The 17,406-nt window shown below is 54.8% G+C and carries 13 protein-coding genes; 3 read left to right on the top strand and 10 right to left on the bottom strand.

What is annotated here, in order from left to right:
* Window positions 1-5: 5 nt before the first annotated feature.
* The 5 genes from G6R38_RS04565 to G6R38_RS04545 form a co-directional block, all read right to left on the bottom strand.
* Window positions 6-2,906 carry a PSD1 and planctomycete cytochrome C domain-containing protein gene (locus tag G6R38_RS04565; RefSeq protein WP_166820469.1) on the bottom strand — a complete coding sequence of 967 codons (2,901 nt, stop codon included), beginning with the start codon at window positions 2,904-2,906 and terminating at the stop codon, window positions 6-8.
* Window positions 2,907-3,120: 214 nt separating this feature from the next.
* Complete coding sequence (locus tag G6R38_RS04560; protein ID WP_166820468.1) at window positions 3,121-3,870, bottom strand: 3-keto-disaccharide hydrolase; 750 nt, start codon at window positions 3,868-3,870, stop codon at window positions 3,121-3,123.
* 98 nt (window positions 3,871-3,968) lie between these two features.
* Window positions 3,969-6,074 (bottom strand): family 16 glycoside hydrolase, encoded by a 2,106-nt coding sequence (locus G6R38_RS04555; protein WP_166820467.1) that lies wholly within the window; start codon window positions 6,072-6,074, stop codon window positions 3,969-3,971.
* Window positions 6,075-6,458: 384 nt separating this feature from the next.
* Entirely contained in the window at window positions 6,459-7,028 is a 570-nt protein-coding gene (thpR, locus tag G6R38_RS04550) for an RNA 2',3'-cyclic phosphodiesterase (protein WP_166820466.1), read from the bottom strand.
* Complete coding sequence (locus G6R38_RS04545; RefSeq protein WP_166820465.1) at window positions 7,028-9,199, bottom strand: Tex family protein; 2,172 nt, start codon at window positions 9,197-9,199, stop codon at window positions 7,028-7,030. Before G6R38_RS04545 ends, thpR begins: the two co-directional genes overlap by 1 nt.
* A gap of 215 nt (window positions 9,200-9,414) precedes the next feature.
* Here G6R38_RS04545 and G6R38_RS04540 point away from each other — a divergent pair, with 215 nt between their 5' ends.
* The 3 genes from G6R38_RS04540 to G6R38_RS04530 are packed head-to-tail and all read left to right on the top strand — an operon-like array spanning window position 9,415 to window position 11,921.
* Window positions 9,415-10,380 carry an aspartate carbamoyltransferase catalytic subunit gene (locus G6R38_RS04540; protein ID WP_166821098.1) on the top strand — a complete coding sequence of 322 codons (966 nt, stop codon included), beginning with the start codon at window positions 9,415-9,417 and terminating at the stop codon, window positions 10,378-10,380.
* A gap of 13 nt (window positions 10,381-10,393) precedes the next feature.
* Window positions 10,394-11,698, top strand: a complete 1,305-nt coding sequence (locus G6R38_RS04535) for a dihydroorotase (RefSeq protein WP_166820464.1) — start codon at window positions 10,394-10,396, stop codon at window positions 11,696-11,698.
* Window positions 11,691-11,921 carry an RNA-binding S4 domain-containing protein gene (locus G6R38_RS04530; protein ID WP_166820463.1) on the top strand — a complete coding sequence of 77 codons (231 nt, stop codon included), beginning with the start codon at window positions 11,691-11,693 and terminating at the stop codon, window positions 11,919-11,921. Before G6R38_RS04535 ends, G6R38_RS04530 begins: the two co-directional genes overlap by 8 nt.
* Window positions 11,922-11,937: 16 nt before the next feature.
* Here the strand turns inward: G6R38_RS04530 and hisH are convergent, their stop codons facing one another.
* From hisH to G6R38_RS04505, 5 genes are all read right to left on the bottom strand, one after another.
* A complete protein-coding gene (gene hisH, locus G6R38_RS04525; protein ID WP_166820462.1) occupies window positions 11,938-12,546 on the bottom strand; it encodes an imidazole glycerol phosphate synthase subunit HisH in 609 nt (202 codons plus the stop codon).
* Window positions 12,547-12,659: 113 nt separating this feature from the next.
* Window positions 12,660-14,036 (bottom strand): prepilin peptidase, encoded by a 1,377-nt coding sequence (locus tag G6R38_RS04520; RefSeq protein ID WP_166820461.1) that lies wholly within the window; start codon window positions 14,034-14,036, stop codon window positions 12,660-12,662.
* Entirely contained in the window at window positions 14,033-14,572 is a 540-nt protein-coding gene (locus G6R38_RS04515) for a shikimate kinase (protein ID WP_166820460.1), read from the bottom strand. Before G6R38_RS04515 ends, G6R38_RS04520 begins: the two co-directional genes overlap by 4 nt.
* 61 nt (window positions 14,573-14,633) lie before the next feature.
* Complete coding sequence (gene aroE / locus G6R38_RS04510) at window positions 14,634-16,127, bottom strand: shikimate dehydrogenase (RefSeq protein WP_166821095.1); 1,494 nt, start codon at window positions 16,125-16,127, stop codon at window positions 14,634-14,636.
* A gap of 124 nt (window positions 16,128-16,251) precedes the next feature.
* Window positions 16,252-17,112 (bottom strand): endonuclease/exonuclease/phosphatase family protein, encoded by an 861-nt coding sequence (locus G6R38_RS04505; RefSeq protein WP_166820459.1) that lies wholly within the window; start codon window positions 17,110-17,112, stop codon window positions 16,252-16,254.
* Window positions 17,113-17,406 lie beyond the last annotated feature (294 nt).

The following is a 17,406-nucleotide window of genomic DNA, read 5'->3' as shown; positions in this document are numbered from 1 at the left end:
GCCATTTATTCCACGTAGAGAAATTTGCTCGAGCTGAATAGCGCTTGGCAATACGATGCGAGCGCCTCAAGTGCGGCTTGGTCGTCGGAGTCCTGGTCTGAACCGTCGCGAAACGTTTCTTGCTGCAGCGTGACGAAGGCGACGGCCTGTTCGACATCATCGCCATTTGGCACAGAACCAAAGGTCAACCGCCATCCGTTGATCACCTGAGTCTTGAGGTCATCGGGCGACTCCGATTGCAATCGGGCTGCAAAGTGCTTAGATGAGTCGATCACGAACTGACTATTCATAAACCATAGCGACTGCGGAGCCACGTTGGAGTCTGACCGCTGCTCGCAATTGGGAGTCATCGTCGGGGCATCGAAGATTTCCAGGCTGGCCAACGTGCGACTGCGACGAACTTGCACATAGACGCTTCGGCGGCGTTCATCTCCATTGAGCGATACTTCCGCCCCCGGTTTCCGTTCGCCGTCGAGATTCTCTCGACCAATTACAATCTGACCAACTTCGTCTTCCATTACAGGGACAGGTTCGCCGAACTGTTTCGCGTTGAGTTGACCACTTACCGTCAGCATGGCATCGCGGACCGCTTCCGATTCCAACCGACGAATGGTTCGTCGTCCGTAGAGCCGATTCTCGGGGTCGGCTAATGCCAATTGCGGATCACCCGTCGGCGATTGTTGGTATGCATAGGATGACAGAATCAGACGGTGCAACCGCTTAAGGTCCCAACCCGATTGCACAAACTCGGCGGCCAACCAGTCCAATAATTGAGGATGCGACGGACGTTCGCCAAGAAAACCAAAGTCGGCTGGGGAGTTGACGAGACCACGTCCAAAATGATGCATCCAAACGCGATTGACGATTACACGGGCCACAAGCGGATGTTGGCCGCTGGTCAAATATCGCGCGTAATTCAATCGCCGAGCGGATGTGGGCTGTTGCGAATCGTTCTCGGGCAACGGCGTGTTGTTCGGTAGCACCGTTAGCCCAGAAGGTTGGACTCGTTCGCGAGGTTGTTCGTGATCACCACGATGAAACACGAACGTCGCCGGCACGGTTCCCGGCGTTTCAGTCAACGCTCGCAGAAAATCTTCCCGCGGAATTTTTGCGCGAATTGCCGCCGCGTCGTCACGATACTTCTGCAGATCCTTTCTGATATTCGTGGTGCGAATTTCCTCTGCAGCTTCTGTGTAGAGAGACAATTCGGCGGCCGCATCCGGGTTGATCTTTGCGAGGTTTTCCGAAGTCACCAGCACATTGGGGTATTTCGCAAGCAATTCGGTTTGGGCGGGAGTTCGTTCCTCTGTCGGAACTTCGAGGGCAGCGGCGATGTCGGCTTGGATCTCATCGGGTAGTTTGGCGACTTCGATGGCTCGTGTTTGTTGGAGCAGCTCAGCTTCACGCTGGTCACGCTGGGTATTGATGTCATCAATGCGAGCCGACTTGCGGCGTTCATACAGATAGAGCGAGCCTTCCCGAATATTGGCGATGCTCGGGTGGGCACTGAGTAAATCTTTTTGCTCTTTCGTGCGTTTTGACGACGCTGTCTGGAAGGCATCGCGGAGCTGATCGCGGCTTTCCTTGGGCAGCAACAGCAATTCCTGCTCTAGGGTTCGGCTGATGTAGTGGTCAACCTTTTGCTTTCGTTCCGCATCCACGAGTTTTGCTTTGGCTTCGATCTGGCTGCGTTGTTCCCGCTGGGCATCGGAGTACAGAGAAATCTGACGGCCCGCCGGTGTTTTCCAATGCTTCCAATCGAGAGCCGGCTCAAAGATTGCTCGCAGGCGGTAGTAATCGACTTGAGGAATCGGATCGTAGCGGTGGTCGTGACATTGGGCACAATGCACCGTCATGCCTAATAGGGAAGTCCCGACAATCTGCAGCGTGTCCGCGACCACTTGATTCCGAGCCAATCCTTGATCGATTCCGCCCGATGCGCTGCCATCCGGAGCCATCCGCAGAAACCCTGTGGCGGTGAGTTTTTCGATTTTCTCAGCCGTCATCTGCGATTCGTGAGAGACTAATTCATCACCGGCAAGTTGCTCGATGAGGAATTGGTCGAACGGCTTGTTGGAGTTGTAGGCGCGAACGACGTAGTCGCGATAGTGGTAGGCGAATGGTCTGACGCGATCTTCATCGGTGTAACCTTCGGAGTCCGCATAGCCTGCGACATCGAGCCAATGTCGCCCCCATCGCTCACCGTAATGGGGAGATGCCAACAGCCGATCCAACAAGCGGTTCCAAGCATCGGGTCGGTCATCAGCGACGAATTCCGCGACTTCGTCGGGAGTGGGTGGGAGCCCGAGCAAATCGAAATACGCCCGCCGAATCAAAACTTCTCGTGAGGCCCGCTCCGCAAACTGGAAATGTGACGGCTCGTTGGCGGTTTTGGTTTCAGTCTGAAGACGCGAAAGCAAAAAGGCATCAATTGGTGTTTCGATTGTGGAGGCATCCGGTAGCGATGGCACGTCCGGCCGCTTGACTGGACGGAACGACCACCAATTTCGTTCTTCGTCGGTGAAAATCGGATCGTCGCCAATGGTTTCCGGTTCCACACGGGCGGTGTGTGCACCCTGGGCGATCCATTGCTTCAGCGTCTTCAGATCGTCGGGTTCCACCGGATGTTTGTTCTCCGGTGGCATCTCACCTGCTTCGATCCGTTCAATAAGGACGCTTTCATCCGGCTTCCCGGGAACAATCGCCGGTCCCGAATCGCCACCGGTGACCATGAACCGTTTGAGCCGCAGATCGAGACTACCCTCACGTTCGCCGGCTTCCCCATGACATAGGAAGCAGTGAGCCTTGAGAATCGGGCGAACGTCGGCTTCATACGTCAATGGAGGCGCTGCGGACACAGACGTTGCGCAGAGCAAAATGAAACCAAAGAATGTCAGGCGACGCAAAGCGTATCTCCTCCAAGACAGTCCACTCAGTCCACAATTGGGGTGCACTTTGTATCAATTGCGGCTTATGCAATTCATTGTGACGAATTGCGAGGGGAATCGCAATCTCAACAACTGTGCCTATTCGTGTCCTGTCTGAAGGCGGTTTCACGGGCAACTAACCCGAGGAATCTTGGTCTCGGAAGCAAAGGCTCAGAGTTGTAACCGCGAATAATTACTGACTGCCGTTTGCTGTCAGGTTTGGTGCGGTTTGTTCTTGGCTGGTGATTCCTGGGGGGAGTTCGAGAATTCGAATGTTGCGGAAGTGGATTTCCGCCCCTTCGGATTCGAGGCAGAGATACCCCTTCTTCACGGACGCATCGCGAATGCCGTTCACGAACTTGCCATTGATCGAGAGTTTAACCGTTCCGTCCACGCAGACGACATCGTAGACGTTCCACTCCCCATGAGGTTTACAACGGAGTTCCTTGGACATACTTCGACTGCCGCGTGGATTCTCCGGAACACCAGTAAGACCGTTCGCGCCGAACAGTTCGCCACTGATGTAGCCAATGTGGTTTGGTTTGCCATCGCGTTTGTGCTGGTTGATCCAATCGAGTTCGAGCATCTGCACTTCCATGCCCTTTGGCAGACGACGACCGGGTGCCGGTGTGCCCTCACTCCATACGAAAACTCCCGAATTCCCACCGGGTTCCATGTGCCGCCATTCGATGTGCAGGATGAAATTCTCGTACTGCTTCTCGCTCCGCATCACGCCGATCGGTTCACCCTGGCAGACCAGCAATCCGTCTTTGACACCCCACGTTTCCGGCGACGTGTTGACATCGACCCAACCTGTGAGGTCTTTGCCATTGAAGAGACTTTTCCAAGTCGGCAACTGCGACGGTTCATCTGCACTCACTTGAATTGCGGATGACCCCAGCACAACCATCAGCAGCGTGGCGAAGCGAATCGGAGTTTTCATTGGTCGGGTCCCTTTGTCTTCGGATGGAAACGGATAACTAACCCGAATCACGACGGATTTCGTGGTCGGTTCAAGAATGGTGTTGCGTGTCGGGGGAGTTACTCGGCGGTTGGGAATTGGAAAGAACTGACTGGTTTGCCTTCGACACTATGATGACGAATGGTGAGCGTTGGTTCTTGGTTCTTCCGGTATTTCACTTCGCCGGAGAGGAAACCGCCTTTGACACGCAGGAAGCGGTGCACGGGGCGTTCGTCTCCCGGTTTCCAGCCGAGTTGGTGTTTCTCGCTGCCGGGACCACAACCGAATTCCCAAAGGTTGGTTTCATCGTCGACCGACGCATACTGCCAATGCCGGTCTCCGCAGAACACGATGACGCCAGGAATTTTGGAAATTGTTTCGCGAATCTGGTTGCCCTCGTACGCGAAAATCTCGTTGGCGTGATTATCTTTCTTGTTGGCACGATCGGGACCAACAATTGGTGTGGGGCTGCAAATCAGCTTGAACTTTGCGTCAGATTCTTTCAGTGTCTTGAAGAGCCACTCTTTCTGTTTCTTGCCGAGGATCGATTTTTCCGGGCCGTCCGGCATTGTGTTGGGACTGCGGTAGTCACGACCTTCGAGAATCCAGATTTCGAGGTCGCGCCCCCAGCGAATGTTCGCATATCGCGGATTTCGTGAGGGAAACTGCTCTTCGTTGAACAACGCCACACCTTCATCAAATGTCACCGAACCGTAAGTCTGACCAGGCCAGGAATCGTTCTTCAGGGTGTCGTGATCGTCTTTGATGAAGTAGCTCGATGTGCGATTGTAAAAGTCACGATTGTTGGGCAGCGCGAAAATCCGTCCCCATTTGAACCGCATGAGTTCTTTGGTCAGTGCCCACGGATCGGGTTTGTCGTAGTATTCGATATCGCCAGCGTGCACGACGAAGTCTGGCCGAATGACGTTCATCGCGGGATAGATTTTGTGACCTTGCATGCCGTCGTCTCGGCGGATGAAGTCATGACAGGTGGTGATGCAAAATTTGATCGGTTTCGCTTCGGACGCTTTGGGAGCGGTTCGGAATGCCCCATGAATGACGGCCGACGGTTTGCCGTCGAGCGTGCGAGCCTGAGTGACGGTTGTGTATTTCGTGTCTGGCTTCAGCCCTTCCAGTTTCCATTGGGCCGTGAAATCGCTATCGGCGTTCGTGATAATCCACTTCGTGTGCTTCGTCGCCTTGCGTTGGCTTCCCGGATAGTACGACACACGCACTTGGCCCGGTGCCCCAGGGCATGCCCCGATCATTTCATCAAGCTGAGCCCCTTCGGGAAGTTGGGGGTCGAGCAGTTTCTTGGGGTCGGATTGTTTGGCCAACGCACTCGCCTCCTTGTTGCTCAGGCTGACGAATTTCTTCCCGTCAACCAGCATCTCGGGATTCCGGGTCGTGCGTGTCCAGATCACAATGCTATTCTGATCAGCCCAGCTATTGCGGGTCGCGTTCGCAAGAAATGGACCCGTTCGAGGCGGTTCGACAACTTCGTCATCGTAGGCGGTGAATTGGAAATCCTTGTAAGTGACTTTGCCACCGTGGTCAGTCAGCATGATTCGGTCGCCTTCCCGAGGCTGTCCAAAGCCGTCGCAACCGAGAAATTTACTCAGAGCCACCGTCGTTTCCCAAGCGGGCCCGGCCATCACCGCTGATGCAACTAGCGTCCCGTTTAAGTAGTGCTCGATTTTTTCTCCGCGTGCGATCACCTTTCCGTGGTTCCATTCACCCGGCGGATGCAGCGTCTTCTTCGCTTTGGGTTCGACCAGATCATAAATCGCCGCCGTCGAACTCTTGCTGGTGCTGCTCGGCGAACTGTCGATGATTTGGTACTCGACACCAAGATACGTGTTGCCGAACTGTGCTTTCCCGAAGCGGCGGACACGATATTTCAAACCACTGTTGACGCCTTTTTCGATCTTCCACTTCCACTCAAGTTCAAAATTTGGCGGCAATGGAGGCGTGAGAATGTGACTGGCTTTCCGGGGATCCACCAAGGCGATTTCCCCGTCACGGAATTCCCACCCCTCCGTCGCCGGTTTCCCACTTGTGGTTTGCCAGAAGTTCCGGTCATACCAATTGCGTTTCGTCGACTCCTCTGGCGTCTCCTCCGCCAACGCAAACCCGGCGAGGCAAAATAGAATCTGAGGTAGCAGAAAATTGTTGAGGCGTGTCATTGCAGAACCTAATGATCTTGACGGCGGATGGAACTTGAACTTGCTGATGCTGGTACAAGTCCTTGTGGGGAGTTTCCGTGTGTCCGCAAGATTGTACGGTCTGGCAGGTCAGATTTCAGCCTTGAGTCAGCAACTCAGTCACTAGACCTCTTCAGACTGGTTTGCGAATTTAAACGTGGGATCGTCGTTTACTAAAACAGTAGTCTCGAAGGACTGTGTTCGATGGAGAGACCATCCCAATTCCAAACGAAAAAGCATCTCATGCCGCTATATAGAAACTAGAGCGGGTCTTGCCGTTGCACTCTGCCCTGACTGGCCCGTTGTTTCAAATGGAAAGGAAACGGAGTGGATGGACACAATCAGATGTTGCTGGGCGAACATGGTCTAATTCAATGACACAGTTACCAACGGTGTGTAGATCGGCCCGTTGCGTTTTGAGCCGGATTGGAAGTTGGATTCGTAGAGAACCACTGTGTCTATTTGCGTTTGGCCGAACGCCAATTGAGATTGGGCTTGGCAGAATTCGGCGAGGTTGATCGACCGTCCGCGTCGAACTCGGGCGATGGTCACGTGCGGGTGATAATCGCGGTTCTCACGGGGAATGCCGATCGTTGCCAAGTTGGCTTCTAAGTCCTTCGCGATGGAGTGCAAGTTCGGATTGTCCGCCAATCCGATCCACACAACCGAGGGTCGTGTTGGTTTCGGGAATGCACCCACGCCTTGGAGTTCGAGTGGAAATGCAGTTTGCCCGGCGAGTGTTTCCTGCAAGACGGCTTCGATCACTGGGACTTGATGCGGTGGCGTGGCTCCGATGAACTTCAAAGTGAGGTGAAGCGGATCGTCGCGGCCGACTCGCAAAGCCGATTGATGACCCCGCAATTCCTGCCGAACTCCTTCAATGGCTGAAGTGACAGGAATCGGGATCGCGATGAATAATCGCAAATCGGCCGACATTAAGTCGACTCCGGCGGCAACATCGTCAACGAAACTCGGCGACGTTCAAGATCGACATTCAACACCCAGACCGTCACCACATCTCCGACTGCCACGATTTCATGAGGATTGCTGACGAATCGGTTCGCCATTTTGCTGATGTGTACCAGACCGCTGTCTTTGAGTCCGATGTCTACGAACGCTCCAAAGTCCACCACATTCAAAACCGTGCCCTGCAATTTCATTCCGTTGGCCAGGTCTTCGAGCTTGAGCACTCCCTTTTTGAATAGCACACCGGGAAGCTCCGCTCGTGGGTCGCGACCGGGACGGGCGAGTGCTTCAAGAATGTCCCGACAGGTTGGCAGCCCGATGTTGATATCACTTGATAACGACTTGGCATCGAGTTCTCGAAAACGGCTGCGAATGGTTTCGTCGCCTTTCAAAATCTCTTGAGGCGAGAGTTCGAGACGCTCCAAGATTTTTCGCGATGCACCATAGCTTTCGGGGTGAATCCAGGTGGCATCGAGTGGTTCGGGACCACCAGGGACTTTGAGGAAACCAGCCGCTTGCGTGAATGTGGCTTCTCCAATTCCCGAGACGTCCAGCAGTTGCCGACGGTTTTCGAAGCGTCCGTTCTTTTCCCGCCATTCCACCACCCGTCGAGCCACCAGCTGATTGAAACCGGAGACGTGTTTCAAGAGAGACGCACTCGCGGTATTTAAGTCGACGCCAACAAAGTTGACGCACGATTCGACGACATGACTCAACGATTCCTGCAGTCGTTTCTCACTAACGTCGTGCTGATACATCCCGACACCGATATGCTGCGGCTCGATTTTGACGAGTTCACTGAGCGGGTCTTGCAAGCGGCGACCAATCGAAACCGTGCCGCGAACGGTGGCGTCGAGATTGGGAAACTCATCACGGGCGACGGAACTTGCGGAGTACACACTGGCCCCTGCTTCGTTGACTACGACATATCGCACGTCGGGCATCGACTGTTCAATCAATTCGGAGACAAGTTCCTCCGTCTCACGGCACGCGGTTCCGTTGCCAATGGCGATGAGTTTGGCGTTGTGCTCTGCGAGGAAGTCGTGGAGTTTCTGACGGGCTTCTGCTTTCTGCTCGTCTTTGCCAAGGATGGAAATCACATCGTGAGCGATGAGGTTGCCAGATTCGTCGAGTGCCGCAATTTTGCAGCCCGTCCGAAAACCCGGATCGATGGCGACCACACGTGTGTTCGGCAACGGTGCACCGAGAAGAAGACTCCGTAGGTTTTGAGCGAAGACTTCGACGGCATGACGTTCGGCGGCTTCGGTCAATTCCCGACGAATCTCGCGGTCCAAGCTCGGTTTGATCAGCCGTGATAATGCGTCCGATGCGCAGTTGGTCAGAAACTGCGAAAACCGATGATCCGGGAATCGATAGTGGAAGGAAACGGTGACTTCGGCACGGGCATCGTTCCAGGTGAAGCGAACCCGCAGCATGCCGGTGTTTTCGCCGCGATTAATCGCCAACACACGGTGCGGAGGAATCTTGGAAACTTGTTCGCTGTAGTCGAAGTAGTCGCGGAAATCGCTGCCGTTTTCTTTGCCTGCTTTCGTGGCTTGAATTTCCAATTTGCCAGTGTCATTAGCTAGCTTTCGGCAGGCATCGCGAATGGCCGCCGTTTCGCTGATGCGTTCGGCTAAAATGTCCGATGCACCGTTCAACGCATCTTCGGCCGAACCGACTTCCTTCTCGGAATCAACATATTCCGCTGCCGCTTGGCTGAGGTCGGTGATGGTCTGATTCCAAATCGCGTCGGCGAGCGGTTCCAGTCCCCGTTCCTTAGCCTTGGTGGCTCGGGATTGTCGTTTCGGACGGTAGGGAAGATACAAGTCTTCCAAGCGTTTGAGGGAATCGGCGGATTCAATGTCGGTCCGTAATTCGGGCGTTAGTTTCCCTTGGGATTCGATCAACCGCAGGATCGCTTGGCGACGTTCGGCGATCTGTCGCAGCGTATCCACTTGCTCTTGGATTTGGCGAATCGCTTCTTCGTCGAGATTCCCGGTTTGCTCCTTCCGATACCGCGTGATGAACGGCACGGTATTGCCATCATCCAGCAAAGCGACAACCTGCCGAACCTGCGGTTCACGAATGTTGAGTTCGGTGGCAATTTGAGAAAAGTCGACGGGAGCGGCAGCATCCATGATTTCGATTGATCGTTTCAATTGGGAGATATAAACGCGAAGCGAATGATCGCCGATTTCGTCTATCGTACTGAAATTTGCCGGTCAGGGGAAACGCCCGGTCCATTCAAACAGATTCCGTGGGAGGAGACTTTCGGATCAATTGAAGTCGACTTCCAACACTGTTACGATCACGCAAACCCAACCGAATCTTCGTGCATTCTAAGTCCTTCCCCATGACGGCTCCCTACTCGGAACCCGATCCACACTTCCGCAGGCAGTGGCATCGGAAACATTTGTTGGGGCTGCAAGACCTCACGGCGGAAGAAATCAACCTGATTCTCGATCAGGCAGCCGCTTTCAAAGCGATGGCAGCCGAGGGTGTGACCAAAACCAAATGGTTAATGGGCACCGTCGTTGCCAATTTGTTCTTCGAGCCATCGACTCGGACGCGGACAAGTTTCAGCCTGGCGGCGAAACGGCTCAGTGCGGATACGGTCGATTTTTCCGCCGCTGGAAGTAGCCTTTCCAAAGGTGAGACGTTCATTGATACGGCTCGCACAATTGAGGCGATGGGCGTTTCGCAGGTGGTGGTGCGGCATCAAACTCCCGGCGCTCCGCACATATTGGCGAAGGAGCTCGACGCCGGGGTGCTCAACGCCGGAGATGGAACTCACGAACACCCGACCCAGGGATTGCTCGATATTTTCACGATCCGTGAGAAGCTCGGCAGCTTGGAAGGCAAAACGGTCACGCTGGTCGGTGACATCCGGCATAGTCGCGTGGCACGTTCGAATATCTGGGGATTGAAGAAACTCGGCGCCCGTGTGATTGTCTGTGGACCTGCCACATTGATTCCCTCGCAAATCGAGGAACTCGGTGTTGAAGTGGCGACAGATTTCGATTCGATCGTCCCGGAATGCGATTGTATCAATCTGTTGCGGGTCCAGTTTGAGCGGCAACGCGGGGCGTTTTTCCCGTCAATCCGTGAATACGCTCATCTGTTCGGGATGAATGGTGATCGGCTGCGACGAGCCAAGCAAGATGTGCTCATCCTCGCACCGGGACCGATCAATCGGGGTGTGGAAATTACCCCGGAAGTCGCCGACGGACCGCACTCGGCCATTCTCGATCAAGTGACCAACGGCCTGCTGATTCGAATGGCGTGCTTGTACCTGCTCAGTGGTTGGAATTCAAACTGAATCGCACCGAAATATGACACGTTTACTGATTCACAGCGGCCGGGTGATCGATCCCGCGCGGGGTTTCGACCAGCCGGCAAACGTGCTGATCGAGAACGGGGTGATCACCGAAATCGGCGACAACATCGGTCCGGGCGACCGAGAAATCGACGCTTCCGGCTGTATCGTGTGTCCTGGGTTTATCGATACCCATGTGGCGTTTCGCGAACCCGGCACGGAAGACGATGAAAGTGTGGCCAGCGGTACCGCAGCGGCACTTGCGGGCGGCTTCACCAGTGTGGCGTGTCTACCGGATACCTCTCCCGTCGTCGACAACCGGGCCAGTGCGGAGTTTCTGTTGCTACAAGCCGGCCGTGCCAACAACTGCCGCGTGTTTCCGTTGGGAGCCGTGACGAAAAATCACGAAGGTCAGGAACTCGCCGAGATCGGACAGTTGCTCGAAGGCGGAGCCGTCGCGTTCACCGATGCGAAACGACCCATCGCAAATGCGGAAATCATGCGACGGGCGTTGGAATACACGGCGATGTTCGATCGCAGTATCTTTGAACATCCTCAAGTGCCGGAAATGGCCGCCGATGGTGTCATGCACGAAGGCTATGTTTCGACTTTGCTCGGACTTCGTGGAATACCGGCAGCCGCGGAACACATCATGGTCAGTCGGGATCTGTCCCTCGCTGCTCTAACGCGTGGACGATTGCATTTAATGAGTGTTTCCGTGCGGAGAAGCATTCAACAAATCCGCGATGCGAAAGAAAACCAAATCCAAGTGACTTGTGATGTCACGCCTCACCACTTGGCGTTGACCGATGTGTCGCTCACTGAATTTGATGCAAATTACAAAGTCGATCCGCCGTTGCGATCACGGGAACATATTGCGGAACTGATCGTGGGTTTGAAAGATGGCACGGTGGATGCAATTTCATCCGACCATCAACCTTACACCGAGGAGTCGAAAACCGGCGAAGTTGATTTAGCACCGGCGGGGATCGTGGGCTTGGAGACTGTGCTACCGATTTGTATTCGGACGTTGATTGAACCGAATCACCTTACTTGGATGGAGCTGATCGCCAAGTTGACCGTTGGCCCCGCGAAGATTTTGCAGATCGATCATGGCACACTCGCGGTCGGTGCTGCGGCCGATGTCACCGTGTTTGACCCCAACGAACAATGGACGATTGATCCACAGGCGTTCCATTCCCATAGCCGCAACACACCGTTTGGCGGTTGGGAGGTGCGAGGGCGAGTGAAGCATGTGTTGGTCGGCGGTGAAGTCCGATTCCAACTTGATCCGACTCAGCAAGAGACCACACATGTCTGAAGAAACCCCAGCGGAAACCATCCGCCTCGATCAGTTTCTCAAACTCGCCGGAATTGTCGGCACTGGCGGGCAAGCGAAACTCTTGATCCAGGATGGCCAGGTGATGGTCAACGGTGAGATCGAAACGCGACGCCGACGACAGCTCCGCCCCGGCGACATCATGGAATTCGATGGCGAGGAGTTTCATGTCGTCAGTGATGACGACGATGAAGTTGAGGTGTGATCGAGACCAATTTTGGTCACGATAACTCTGCGAAGTTCTGTAGGAGTTTGAGACCGACGTTCTGGCTTTTCTCGGGGTGGAACTGCGTGGCGAACAAGTTGCCCCGTTCGATGGCGGCCGTGAATGTCGTGCCGTGTTCACAACGGGCGGCAATGACACTTTCATCCCGTGGAACCACGTGAAAACTGTGTACAAAATAGAAGTGGGATTCGGCTGGGATGCCTTCGAGCAATCGCGGTGAACCGGATGGTTGCAGCTGATTCCAACCCATGTGCGGAATCTTCAACCCCGGTTGATCCTCGAACCGCACGACTTCGCCGGGCACAATTCCCAGCCCCGCATACTCTCCGTCTTCGTAGCTCACATCGAACAGTAGTTGCAGCCCCAAGCAGATGCCGAGGAAGGGGCGATCGGCGGCGATGTGCTCACGAATTGGATCGACTAACCCATGGTCTTTCAACGCCGCGATCGCGTCTCGAAACGCACCTACACCGGGAAGAATCAGTTTTTCTGCCCCATGCAATTCGTCAGCCGTGCCGCAAAGACTGGCTTCGAACCCGAGTTTTTCCAGGGCTTTTTGCACACTTCGCAAGTTGCCCATACCGTAGTCGATAATTTTGATCATTGTTTGAGGTCTGTCACTAAAGCAGTTGACGGTCGATCTTTGCGAGGTTTTGTCCCGTCGATCCAGAATGCAGCCGATTCAAGAGATTTATCCGGAGGACAATGATTGAGTTGTTAAGGTTCGGGCCATCCGGTTGGTCCGCCGGAATTCCGCCAGCGTTCTTCGTGAATTGTGCCGTTCGCGGCCGTTCCGCCCGGCCATTGATCGGCGACCGACCACGACTGCCGATCGCGGTCGACGAACTCACCGGCTTGATAATGTGTTTGGTCAGCGGCCGTCCATGATTCTTCGAACCAACCAAATGGCGGTGGGTCGGGAATTCCGAGTGCTCGCTTGATCGCCTGAGTGACCAACAAAGCGGGGAACATCAGAACGAGGAACATCACACCCACAAGGATGACCCAAGGGCCGGTCGAAAACCAATGGCCAACCATCGGCCAAAGTCGATTCCAAAACAGAACGACAATCAATGTGCCGAGACTCAGGAATGGACCGTAGGGGATAAAGCCGTCGTTACGGGAGATCACGCGAACAAGCAGCATGAACATCGCACAAAATGGTGCGATCAGAAACGCCACGAGTGTCGCTTGCCAACCCAGAAAACTGCCGACAAGACCCATCAGGATGACGTCGCCGAAACCGAGGGCTTCGCGTCGCAATGCGAGTTGCCCGACAATGCGAATCAGCCACACCACACCGCCACCGACAATCAGGCCAACCACGCTCACGGCCAACGCGTGAAGGTGCGGTTGCGTGAGGACCCATTCCGGGATCAGTAATCGTTGGCCGGGATGCATCGCCTCAGAAGACGGAACGATCGACAACGGCGGACGCACAAGTGATCCGAACCATCCCTGACTCCATTCGGGAGCTAGTCCCGCGAACAACGGATCTTCGAACCATACGGGAATCATCCAGACTTGGCCGAGAATTCCAGCGGCAAGGACTCCCACGATCATCGCGGGGACCGTGGAGCCGTCGGGGATGGTGGTGGTGTCGATATCGATCAGGCTCGCGACAAACAACGCTTCGAACAGCACCATGTGATAGGCGTACCGCCAGTGGAGCAATACGGCATCGCTGAATGTCACAGACGCGGGGAGAATCTGTGGACCGATCGGGCAGAAGCCACAGCTTTCGAAGATCTGGGTCCGGAATTCGTGTGGAACTTCGAATAAGTAGACCACGACGAACAGGCAGCCGTTGAGAAACTCGATGATCGGGTAACGCGCGGAAATCGGTAGCTGACACGTTCGGCAACGGCCTTTCAGCAATATCCATCCGAGAATCGGAACGTTGTCCCGTTTGGCGATTGTGGATTTGCAACGCGGACAATGCGACGGTGGCCACCAAATGCTGCGGAGTTGGTCTTTCAGACGTTCGTGCCGGGGAAACCGATGCACGCAAACATTCAAGAAACTCCCGATCACGCTACCAAGAATAAACAGCCAAACCAGCACCAGCCCCAACCAGATGTCCTCAGCCGTCACGAACCTTCTCCCTTCGCGTCCCAACGGGGCATCGCTGAGATGATTTGGCCGGCGAGCGTTTCCGGATCGGTTTGATCAGTGGGTAGTGTGATGTCGGCACACTCTTGATAAATCGGATTGCGTTGGTTGAGGACGGTTTCAATTTCCTGACGTCCCCCAACATCCGTCAAGTTGGGGCGATCGTCTTTTGTGTTCGCATCGCCTGCAAGTCGTGTCATGAGTGTTTCGATGTCTGCGGTGAGCCAGACGATCGGCCCCACGGTTTTCATCTGGGCTCGGGTGTCTGCGTTGAGAATGGCACCCCCACCGGTGGCCAGCACCAACTCATCGCGGCTGAGCAATTCGGCCAGAACTTGACGTTCCAGTTCCCGGAACGCCGGCTCGCCGTTTTGAGCGAAGATTTCTCGAATCGGTCGGCCTGCGCGTCGCACAATTTCGCGGTCACTGTCGACCCAGGCCCATCCCAAACGCTGAGCTAAGATGGCGGCCACGGTGCTTTTTCCGCTGCCACGATAACCGATGAGTGAGAGAATCATGGATGGACACTTTGAATGAGAAAATTAGATTGGCATCACGCCAAACATGTCCTTGGGGAAATCACGAAATGTGAACCGGCGAAATGATCCGGCGAAGAGTCTTCAACATTGTTTCGACCGGCGCGGTCCGTTGCGTGAATCGTTCATATTGCACAGCGGCTTGGCGTACGAACATCTCCGTTCCCGCCACAACATGACACCCACGTTTGCGGGCCCGTTTCAGAAAGAGTGTGTTTTCCGGCGTATAAACAGTATCGAAAACGACGGTGTTCTCAATGAAACAATCTTCGGCAAATGGGGCCACATCGACATCTGGATGCATGCCGACCGATGTGCAGTTCACCAGCAACTCGTAATCCACATCGCCCCGGTCGGTCCAGGGAACCGTCTTGCAACCTAATTCGGCAGCCAACTCTTCCGCTTTTTTGGGAGAACGGTTCGTGATGGTCAACCGTCCGCCGTTCTTGATAACCGCTTTGCCGACCGCTCGCCCGACTCCGCCGGCTCCGAGCATCAACACGTCACGCCCGACGAGACTTGGTTCAGCGTCGCCGCGACGTTTGAATCCACTGAGCATGCATTTGAGTGCGGCGTCGTAGTCGGTGTTGGCCGCGTGCCACTCTTGCTGATCGGATCGGTAAAGTGTGTTGGCCGCACCGATCTCTTTGACGGAATCTTCAAAATGCTTGGCGATTTTGACGGTCGCTTGTTTATGCGGAATCGTCACGCTCAGACCCTGAATGTCGAGCCATTCCAACGCCTTGAGAGACTTCTCCAACTCACCTTTGAAGATCCGAAAGGGAACGTAAACGCCGTCGAAGCCGTCTTTTTGAAAAGCGGCATTGTGAATTTGCGGGCTGAGACTGTGTGCGATCGGATCGCCGACCACACCAAACACTTGCGTCGACGGGCCGATTTGCTTGTATCGGTAGCCGAGATGCATGTCTTCGAAAGACAATTGGCCAGGCGCTAGTTGCCGTTCTTTGCTGAAAGTGGCGTAAGTGAATGGCGAACCGTATTTGCCGCATAGGATTCGGCTGGGAATGCCGATTTCCCCCATACAAAAACCGACGGTCGGGACTTTGGATTGCTGGACAAGTTTCATCATTCGCACGATGTCGGCGTGAGCGTTCGCCGTCGTGACGATCTTGACGATGTCGGGATCTTTCCCGCAAAGCCGTTCGTGAATGTCTTCCAAGTCGTCTGGAGTTTCATCGAAGTTGTGATAGCTCACAATTCGCTTTGTTGGCCCGTAGCGTTTGATGTCGTCGGCGATATCTTCTTCGAGATCCACATAATCGGCTTCAGCGACGATGGCGGACCGGAGAATTGTCAACCGTTGTTCTTCGGTACCTCGCCAACGGCCTCGATCTTCCGGACGGCGGCATGTGATCACGCAAGGCGTTGGGCGTTCGTTCAATAATTTGACGACATCCGGTGATCGGCCGAGCCAATCCACACGGAATTCCACCAACTCCGCCCCCTGCTTGGCGAGGAGTTTGTGTTCGTCAATCATGCGTTCGTGTCGAGACCGACCAATACTGACACAGATCATAGGGGCGACGGCGTTCTTTGGGACCGATAATTTCGTTTGACAGAACGTCCCATCGTCGTCAATTGGCGGCAATCTTTCAAGCATCGCGTGCTTGGATCGAACACTCCTGCGATTGATTCCGCCATCAGCGTTCGAGGACTTCAAATTCCGCCCAAACAAGCGGATGATCGGAGGCCCCTTCGTCGATGCAATCCGCGTCGATGGTTTTCAATCCCCGTGTGAGAATCCAGTCAATTCGGCGATCCACCGGATCACCCAGCCCTTCCGCAACCGCGTCGTGGACGTCGGCACGAGCCAACAACGCAGCCAATTGGGGATCGTCAGCAGTGGTGTTCAAATCGCCGACGAGGATCGCTGGTTCCTTGAGGGAATTGAACAAGGTGATGACTTGTCGAAGTTGATGAGGACGGTCCTTGACGCGGTCGAGATGGACCGTGAGAAAATGAACGGTCGTCTCACCCACTTGAAAATTCGTGAGGACCGCATTGCGGAACTTCTTGCCCTGCGTGCCCGGTAACGGAACCCAATGGATGGCACCGAGTTCCACATTCGTCAGGACTCCGTTGCCGAAATGATCGTGCCAATAGCGTCGCTCCGTGGGCACGAAGACAGCGGACCGATCCAGCGCTTCACCAAGTTCAACCGCTTGATTCGGCAACTCTCCCCACGCGTGCCCATGAACTTCGCTGAGACCAATCACGTCCAAGTGGTGTTTTCGCAACGCTTCGACCGTGCGGGTGAGATCGAACTCGTTCGCTCGATTCTTGCCACCACGGATATTGAAACTCCCAATCCGAAAGCGGGGTCCGGTCAGAGACGCACGCTGTGGTGGCTCGTGCAACGCGAGCACGGAATTCGTGTTCGCGGGAACACGGTTTGCACCCCACGCGAAGACCAGTCCGGCGGTGACGGTTATTCCGACGGTCAACCATGCGAGCCGAGAAGAAAGTGACCGCGTCGGCGTCGGAACGGGGAAACGGAACATATGGTTTATCCGAGCGGATTGTCGCGATGCATCAAGGCGAGACAATACCCGACTTCGTCGAGCATTCGCGACTAGGAAAACAACTGCACGCAGGGAATCGTCGCAGCCAACGGACCTGGGACGCATGACGGGTTTTAGCTGGAATACGCCATTGACACAACAGGATTTCGGGTGGCAACTTGCGATCAGTTCGCCGGTTTTCCAGTCTGCCCGATCTTGCACAGTTGACACTGCCGTTTGGCAGGTTTCTAATGGTTCGCGGTTCGGATCAACTTCAATGGATTCGTCGAAGAC

It is taken from the genome of Thalassoroseus pseudoceratinae, from assembly GCF_011634775.1.
Classification (GTDB): domain Bacteria; phylum Planctomycetota; class Planctomycetia; order Planctomycetales; family Planctomycetaceae; genus Thalassoroseus; species Thalassoroseus pseudoceratinae.
This window is presented reverse-complemented; position numbering and strand designations above follow the sequence as displayed.

What these genes read in the sequence shown, in the direction of transcription:
- G6R38_RS04560 (WP_166820468.1), bottom strand. Translation starts at nt 3,870, where the DNA reads ATGAAAACTCCGATTCGCTTCGCCACGCTGCTGATGGTTGTGCTGGGG.
- G6R38_RS04555 (WP_166820467.1), bottom strand. Translation starts at nt 6,074, where the DNA reads ATGACACGCCTCAACAATTTTCTGCTACCTCAGATTCTATTTTGCCTC.
- thpR (WP_166820466.1), bottom strand. Translation starts at nt 7,028, where the DNA reads ATGTCGGCCGATTTGCGATTATTCATCGCGATCCCGATTCCTGTCACT.
- G6R38_RS04545 (WP_166820465.1), bottom strand. Translation starts at nt 9,199, where the DNA reads ATGGATGCTGCCGCTCCCGTCGACTTTTCTCAAATTGCCACCGAACTC.
- G6R38_RS04540 (WP_166821098.1), top strand. Translation starts at nt 9,415, where the DNA reads ATGACGGCTCCCTACTCGGAACCCGATCCACACTTCCGCAGGCAGTGG.
- G6R38_RS04535 (WP_166820464.1), top strand. Translation starts at nt 10,394, where the DNA reads ATGACACGTTTACTGATTCACAGCGGCCGGGTGATCGATCCCGCGCGG.
- G6R38_RS04530 (WP_166820463.1), top strand. Translation starts at nt 11,691, where the DNA reads ATGTCTGAAGAAACCCCAGCGGAAACCATCCGCCTCGATCAGTTTCTC.
- hisH (WP_166820462.1), bottom strand. Translation starts at nt 12,546, where the DNA reads ATGATCAAAATTATCGACTACGGTATGGGCAACTTGCGAAGTGTGCAA.
- G6R38_RS04515 (WP_166820460.1), bottom strand. Translation starts at nt 14,572, where the DNA reads ATGATTCTCTCACTCATCGGTTATCGTGGCAGCGGAAAAAGCACCGTG.
- aroE (WP_166821095.1), bottom strand. Translation starts at nt 16,127, where the DNA reads ATGATCTGTGTCAGTATTGGTCGGTCTCGACACGAACGCATGATTGAC.
- G6R38_RS04505 (WP_166820459.1), bottom strand. Translation starts at nt 17,112, where the DNA reads ATGTTCCGTTTCCCCGTTCCGACGCCGACGCGGTCACTTTCTTCTCGG.